At 41.3% G+C, this 6000-nt stretch carries 10 protein-coding genes and 1 pseudogene; 2 read left to right on the top strand and 9 right to left on the bottom strand.

Annotated elements, in window-relative coordinates; all coding sequences use genetic code 11:
• On the top strand, positions 1-227 hold a 227-nt coding region (locus tag AC0LWM_RS31170; protein ID WP_474678941.1), incomplete at its 5' end, for a hypothetical protein.
• Here the strand turns inward: AC0LWM_RS31170 and AC0LWM_RS31165 are convergent.
• From AC0LWM_RS31165 to AC0LWM_RS31135, 7 genes and pseudogenes are all read right to left on the bottom strand, one after another.
• Positions 127-336, bottom strand: a complete 210-nt coding sequence (locus AC0LWM_RS31165) for a tyrosine-type recombinase/integrase (protein WP_474678937.1) — start codon at positions 334-336, stop codon at positions 127-129. The two genes, AC0LWM_RS31170 and AC0LWM_RS31165, sit on opposite strands and share 101 nt — an antisense overlap.
• Positions 327-668, bottom strand: coding sequence for a tyrosine-type recombinase/integrase (locus tag AC0LWM_RS31160; protein ID WP_474678936.1), 342 nt, complete (start codon positions 666-668; stop codon positions 327-329). The genes AC0LWM_RS31165 and AC0LWM_RS31160 overlap by 10 nt, the downstream gene beginning before the upstream one ends.
• A gap of 270 nt (positions 669-938) precedes the next feature.
• Complete coding sequence (locus AC0LWM_RS31155) at positions 939-1334, bottom strand: contact-dependent growth inhibition system immunity protein (protein WP_474678935.1); 396 nt, start codon at positions 1332-1334, stop codon at positions 939-941.
• A 553-nt stretch (positions 1335-1887) separates the two neighbouring features.
• On the bottom strand, positions 1888-2088 hold the full coding sequence (locus AC0LWM_RS31150) for a tautomerase family protein (protein ID WP_379307043.1): 201 nt from the start codon (positions 2086-2088) through the stop codon (positions 1888-1890).
• Between the two features lie 474 nt (positions 2089-2562).
• Entirely contained in the window at positions 2563-2892 is a 330-nt protein-coding gene (locus AC0LWM_RS31145; RefSeq protein WP_167064856.1) for an EthD family reductase, read from the bottom strand.
• A gap of 149 nt (positions 2893-3041) precedes the next feature.
• Positions 3042-3626 (bottom strand): zinc-binding dehydrogenase, encoded by a 585-nt coding sequence (locus AC0LWM_RS31140; RefSeq protein ID WP_474678940.1) that lies wholly within the window; start codon positions 3624-3626, stop codon positions 3042-3044.
• A 39-nt stretch (positions 3627-3665) separates the two neighbouring features.
• A pseudogene (locus AC0LWM_RS31135) lies at positions 3666-3878 on the bottom strand (zinc-binding dehydrogenase); the annotation flags it as partial.
• A gap of 212 nt (positions 3879-4090) precedes the next feature.
• Here AC0LWM_RS31135 and AC0LWM_RS31130 point away from each other — a divergent pair.
• The gene (locus tag AC0LWM_RS31130; protein WP_474678934.1) at positions 4091-4471 is read left to right on the top strand and encodes a MerR family transcriptional regulator; all 381 of its coding nucleotides are present in this window, start codon (positions 4091-4093) and stop codon (positions 4469-4471) included.
• A 258-nt stretch (positions 4472-4729) separates the two neighbouring features.
• On the opposite strand, the gene AC0LWM_RS31125 is transcribed toward AC0LWM_RS31130, so the two are convergent.
• Together AC0LWM_RS31125 and AC0LWM_RS31120 are read right to left on the bottom strand one after the other, a co-directional pair.
• The gene (locus AC0LWM_RS31125; RefSeq protein WP_474678933.1) at positions 4730-5500 is read right to left on the bottom strand and encodes a nucleotidyltransferase domain-containing protein; all 771 of its coding nucleotides are present in this window, start codon (positions 5498-5500) and stop codon (positions 4730-4732) included.
• A gap of 109 nt (positions 5501-5609) precedes the next feature.
• Positions 5610-5744: an alanine--tRNA ligase-related protein gene (locus AC0LWM_RS31120; RefSeq protein ID WP_474678932.1), complete on the bottom strand. Its 135-nt coding sequence runs from the start codon at positions 5742-5744 to the stop codon at positions 5610-5612.
• Between the last annotated feature and the right edge of the window lie 256 nt (positions 5745-6000).

The following is a 6000-nucleotide window of genomic DNA, read 5'->3' as shown; positions in this document are numbered from 1 at the left end:
TCAGAAGCCGAATAGGATCGTTTTTGCATGAAAAAGCTCCCCTTACCGTAGCAGGTTTTATTATTTCACCTGTCTACCGTAAGGGGAGCATATCAGCGGCATACTGCTCTGCTTTCGTACAGTATGCTAAAAGAACCGGCGGTAAAGTTCTCGCCGACGTTCTCCGCGCAGTTGGGCATAAATTTGAGTGGTTGATGCTTTTTCATGCCCCAACATGCCTTGAATGAAATCTAATGGAGCTCCGTTATCAAGGGACTGGCACGCGTAGGTATGTCGAAAACGTGGATATACATTTGCTTTGAGCTCCCCCCGATCAGCAAGCCGTTTTAAAGCCACCTGATCGTCGGAATAGCCATTCGTCTTGTAGGATAAGCATCGGTTACAAATAAGGCTTTACAGGAGTCTTTACGGCTCGCGAGATACTTCTTCAACCACACTTTACACTCGGTTGTAAAGTAAACTTCTCTCTGTTTTGAACCTTTGCCATTAACTATTGCAGAGCAGTTCTCAAAGTTCAGGTCTTCGATGTTTAACTTCTCCACTTCTCCAATTCGGCAACCGGTACTGTAGAGAAACTCTAGAAGAGCCCTTTCCCTTAGGAACTGGCAAGAGATTTTCAAGTGAATGACATCTTCCTCGATCAAAAACTTAGGAATACGCTTGTCCATTTTGGGCTCGCGTAACTTCGGACTGCTTTGCCAAGTATTCCTTCAATAAGTTCAAAGTAACATCAGAAATATCCAGGTCACCTAGTTCACTTACCAGCATCCTGAGCTGTAGGGCATAGGCTTTCAATGTACTCGGACTAAACCCTTGAATACGTTTATCAGCTTCATACAGTCGCCATAACTCACTTAAAAAGCGCTATTAAATCTAGTTTGCTTCTTATGGAAGGTTTTAACCTGATTATGTTAACGTTCCTCGTTAGCTTAAAACCTTCACGTTCGTTTATAAGAATCTAATACAGGTTTTAATGATTCTATTGTAGACCGAGCATCAGTAACAATCCCATCAAGGCGATAATAGAGTTCTGCATGAGACTCCCAAAAAGAAGAGGGCAGTTTTATAACATGTTCTAACAGGTCACCTCTGTAAAAAGACCCACAAACGAAAGGGTCATCCTTTAATACATCAATTGCAATTGGCACAAGTAGCCCTAAACTTATCTGCTGCCCAATCATTAATCTTAAATCACCTGCGGTAAAATCCTTCAGAGGCTTTTTCCTTAAACGATGTGCTGTTATAACTAAATTGGATTGCAATTGCGGTTCGCCCCAAATTACCCCTTCAATCTCCTCTAATGTTTTAGACCTATTAATCCCATCATTGGACATTTACAGCACCACCTTGAATACCTTCACAACAAATCCATATTACCACATATTGGAACCATCCTGCCCTTTAGTTTAACAAAAAGTGGAGCAGCTGCCGCGGCATACTGCTCTGCTTTCGTACAGTATGCTAAAAGAACCGGCGGTAGAGTTCTCGCTGACGTTCTCCGCGCAGTTGGGCTACAACTTCCCCTGCTTTATCCATGACCAAATTCGGTATGAGCCGAAAAGTGCAATTAGCAGCAATAAAATAAGGGTAACAAGCCATATTCCAAGTCGATTGATATTGTTTAGCCCTTCTGAATTCGCAAACACAAACACAGAGAGACCCAAGAAAAAAATGTACATTAAGATATTTGGAATAATCCAAGCCATTCTTAGTCCAATATTCGGTTTAGTCATGCCCCACCTCCACGGTTGGTCGTTGATTAATTATACGTTTCCATGTATTGTGAGTTCCGTTATTCTGCCCGTTACTTCAACGGGAACAGGGAGCAGCTGCCGCGGCGGTCTGCTCCCTGTTTTTTGCACTATCGTTCCCAGTTAACGTAATAACTTAAGACTTACTCCTTCGAAAATCGTCTGTCAAAACACCGCTGAACCCCCAATTTTCTTCATCAATTTCTTGAATAACAATATGGGTATGTTCAGGTTTCTTGCCAAGTACATTGACAAGGGTCTGAGTAAATTCTTTAACGATTTGCGCCTTTTGCTCCCTACTAGCACCCTTCGTTATTTGGAGATTTATATACGGCATTGTGGCCCCGCCTTACACAATATATTTGGACTACTTAATTATATACGGAAATAAGTGGAAATAGTTTTAAATTCACCACGCTAATCTGCCCGTTAGCGTAATAACCATTATTAAAAAATCCGTTTTGTTAATAATTTTATATTTGGGTATCACGCTTTTTGCCATGTCAAAAGGGAGTATCTCCTCGTAATCTGGAGCTCTGGTCCTTGATACATGTATACCTTGATTACATGTTCCACGCCATATAGCCAGATAACTTACTCTTGTCTCTATATCTCCAACAAATTTATATTGGATTCCCGTCTCCCCCTCTACCTGAACCATGATAAGTCTCAACATTCATCCAAAATTTTGGTGACATTAAGTACACCTATTATTCCTAAAATATTCGAAAAAAAATTAAACTATCCTGCGCTTTCACCAAAGAGTGGAGCAACTGCCGCGGCATGCTGCTCCACTCATGTATCCGTTAGCTCAGTCGTTACTTGTGAACGATGTGACGATTTCTTCGATAAATATATCTTGCTGTCCGATGTAATAGTTAGATACATCGTCTTGCAAAGCTTTGATTCTAGGGTCACTGATAAATGTTTCTAGAGCAGCATTTGACTCAAAATACAGATTGAATATAAATGAATATGGAACAGGGGAGCCATCCGGTGAAGATAAGACTTTTTTCACTTCGTACTTGGAAGCCCCCATTTCAAGAACAGTTTTCCTGGACAGATTGGGGAGATGCGAATTAAAATAATAATTTTCATCGAACGGGATATCTCGTTTGTAACAAAAGGTCAATATGACCATATGATCAACTCCTTTTGGATAATGACGTCATTATAAAGCATGTCATTAGTGGTATAGTCAACTTGATTTTGAGCATATCATGCCCAAAAGTACAGTGGGCTGCCAATGATTCCAGCAGCCCGTATGTTACTATCGTTTCCGTCGCAGCATCAAGAGATAGTCAGCACCGCCTTACCAGCAATTTGACGGTTCAAAAGGCTCTGAATAACCTTTGCAATATCGGTCCATGATGCCTCTTGTGTAATTTCCGGTTTCAATCGTCCCTCGGCAACCATTCGGGCTAATCGTCCAAGATCTTTTGACACACTCGGTACCTTACCTATTCCATCAAGAATGATTACTCCATCCGGTATAGATTCGAGTCTATCCTGGAGTGTCATTTTCGGTTCTGTGGCAGCTCCAACGTTAATGCAACTTCCGCCTTTTTCAAGAAATGTCGAAACGATGCTTAGTGATTTTCCACCCAACGTATCAACGATAACGTCATAAGGGCCGAACGATTGGGCTGCATTAACGTCTTCTCCAATAACTACCATGTGTATCCCTACCTCTTGAAGATAAGCTGCACGCTCTTCGCGTCGTACAAGAGCGGTAACTATAGCTCCTGCTTGTTTGGCCAGTTGGCAGGTAAAATAGCCCACACCGCCGGATGCTCCAGTAACCAAAATTTTGCGATTAAGCAGAAATCCTCCTTTCTCCAATGCATATAAAGCTGTGAGTCCAGCTACGGGCAAAGTTGCAGCCTGAGCAAAACTTACGCTTTCTGGGATTTCTGATAAAAAAGCCGTCTTAACGGCGACGATCTCCGCCCACGAACCTGAAGGAACCATTCCAAAGACTCTTGCCCCGAATGCAGGCCCCGATCCATCGGACGCCGGCTGTTCAACAATACCCGCTAGATCCCACCCCGGGCGCCACCCTGCATTTGCTCTAGTTGTAGTTCGCACCTCGCCCAAATTGAGCGAAATCGCATAAACGCGAACTAATACTTCCGACGGAGCTGGATGGGGGGCTCTACTTTGTCAATCTTAAGACGTCCTTCTACAACGGGATCAACAACAATTGCGCGAATTGTACTCATCATGTGTCTCCTTCTTTTAGAATTTTCGTCATATGCTTTTGACATGGTGCCGCTCGACGTATAGAGTGTAAACTATAAAGTATACTTGAAGGTCAAGGTCATTTTGAGGAGAATATTATGAAAATTTATTCGTTGGCGCAAAGGACCGGTTTAACTCCTCCTGCTATTCGTTTTTACGAAAAAAAGGGACTTCTGGATGACCGTCACGTTAAGCGGTGGGAAAACAATTATCGCGACTTTTGCGAAGAGGCAGTCGAACATCTTCTGATGATCAAAAAGCTTCAAGCCGCAGGATTTACGTTAGCGGAACTCAAAGAAGTGATCCAAGCGGATGAGGCATTTGAGCTTCCCCTTTCAAAAAAAATTGAGCTTCTTCTTCAAAAGATGCAGGAGATCGAAAGAAAAAAAGATGAATTGGAGCAAGTTCAAACACATCTGGCACGGATGCTGGCTAACAAGATGGCATTGAGAGATGCTGAGGAAAAAGAGAATGTGTAGCAGACAAAGTGTGTCTTCTTCACCAAATATCTGTCCAATTGTTGTGCAAATCTGCCCATTACTTCAATGAGTATAAAAGTGGAGCTACCCTGCGGTAGCTCCACACTATCGTATCCGTTAGCTCAATAGTCTTATGTTTTAATTAGAGTCGCTGCTAATAGTTGTGAGGCTTGCCGAACACCTAATGCAGTGACGTCCCGACGGGCTTAGGGGGCTGGATGAGGTCACTCGCTTCTCAGAGTGACCCGAAGCGCGGTGTTAGTCGAAGGAAGTTCTGGAAGCAGCCATTGCATTTAAGGCGTTCTCAAAATAGCTATATACTTCATCTGCAATTCCCAGAAACTCTTCGACAAGTACATTATTACTATCTAAGTAACAAGCATACAGATAATCAACTAAAGCGGAGTCAATCTCACAATAGTTTAATATGGCATTCTTCATCTTAATAATGTCATCTTGCCATACACCTGTATCTTCTAAAACCAAAGAGTATAATGCACGAATTAATCTCTTAGAGTAACCTTTAATTAATCTAGTTTTCATTGTGTTATCACTAGCATTAGAAAGTAAACTATGTCTACGATCTACTTCCTTCTTGGTCTCTGTATTTAAGTCTAAAATGAACTCTGGAGAAATAATTATCGGTGGTACTTTTTCACCAACGTCATGACCATATATGCAAACACAAATTATCTTAACCCAAAAACCCCAATCATTTGGTTTACTTAATACATCGTCAATCGAGCAAATTGTCGTATCAATCTTAGATACTACTGGATATTCCTCCAAAAGCCGGTCATTAATATTTGACAATCTTTCGTAATCAATATCTTTGGGATTTACACATACAATAGTAAAGTCTGCATCTGACTTAAAAGGTTTAGCAGTTCCTTTTGGAATCGAGCCACACATATAAATGCTATGAATCTTACCTTTAAATTCGGTCAGTATATTATCTTTATACTTATCAACAAAATCCTTATATTCACTTTGTATTTCAATTCTATTTATAACTTTTTCTAATATCATATAGACTCCTCCTAAACTAAGAACTTCTAACTTCTACCGGACCGAGGGCGAATGCCCGATGCGTGAATATGGTGTTATGTAATGCCGTCGACTTCTTGAATAACCACAATTATTCTCTTGTCGTAAACAGAACTGTTGGATCGTTATCGGGTAAAACAGAAGCACTTGAAATGACTTCATGACCCTTGGCTTGGAAAAACCGAATAAACTTCGTTCTAATTTCATGGGATGTATACAATTTCATCAATATTACCCCGTTCCATTCCGAATTTTTACAACAAAAAAACCGTCCCAAAAATTGGGACGATTTTAATCGCGGTACCACCCAAGTTATTGTCCTCGCGCATAGCGAAACAATCAGCTCTTGTTGACTATAACGAGTCAAACCGGCGGGTATTAACCGCACTCCTGAACCGGCAATATACTAAGTTTCGTGGGATTTCACACCAAAACATCCCTCTCTGAACGAAATGTAGCATATCTTGTTCATTCATCGTTTT

The sequence above is a fragment of the Paenibacillus sp. sgz302148 genome, assembly GCF_056120465.1.
Note: the sequence above shows the minus strand (reverse complement) of the source record. Positions and strands in the feature narration are given on the sequence as shown.

Excerpts from the sequence above, each read along its gene's own strand:
- AC0LWM_RS31160 (WP_474678936.1), bottom strand. The coding sequence starts at position 668 with ATGGACAAGCGTATTCCTAAGTTTTTGATCGAGGAAGATGTCATTCAC.
- AC0LWM_RS31155 (WP_474678935.1), bottom strand. The coding sequence starts at position 1,334 with ATGTCCAATGATGGGATTAATAGGTCTAAAACATTAGAGGAGATTGAA.
- AC0LWM_RS31150 (WP_379307043.1), bottom strand. The coding sequence starts at position 2,088 with ATGCCGTATATAAATCTCCAAATAACGAAGGGTGCTAGTAGGGAGCAA.
- AC0LWM_RS31145 (WP_167064856.1), bottom strand. The coding sequence starts at position 2,892 with ATGGTCATATTGACCTTTTGTTACAAACGAGATATCCCGTTCGATGAA.
- AC0LWM_RS31130 (WP_474678934.1), top strand. The coding sequence starts at position 4,091 with ATGAAAATTTATTCGTTGGCGCAAAGGACCGGTTTAACTCCTCCTGCT.
- AC0LWM_RS31125 (WP_474678933.1), bottom strand. The coding sequence starts at position 5,500 with ATGATATTAGAAAAAGTTATAAATAGAATTGAAATACAAAGTGAATAT.
- AC0LWM_RS31120 (WP_474678932.1), bottom strand. The coding sequence starts at position 5,744 with ATGAAATTGTATACATCCCATGAAATTAGAACGAAGTTTATTCGGTTT.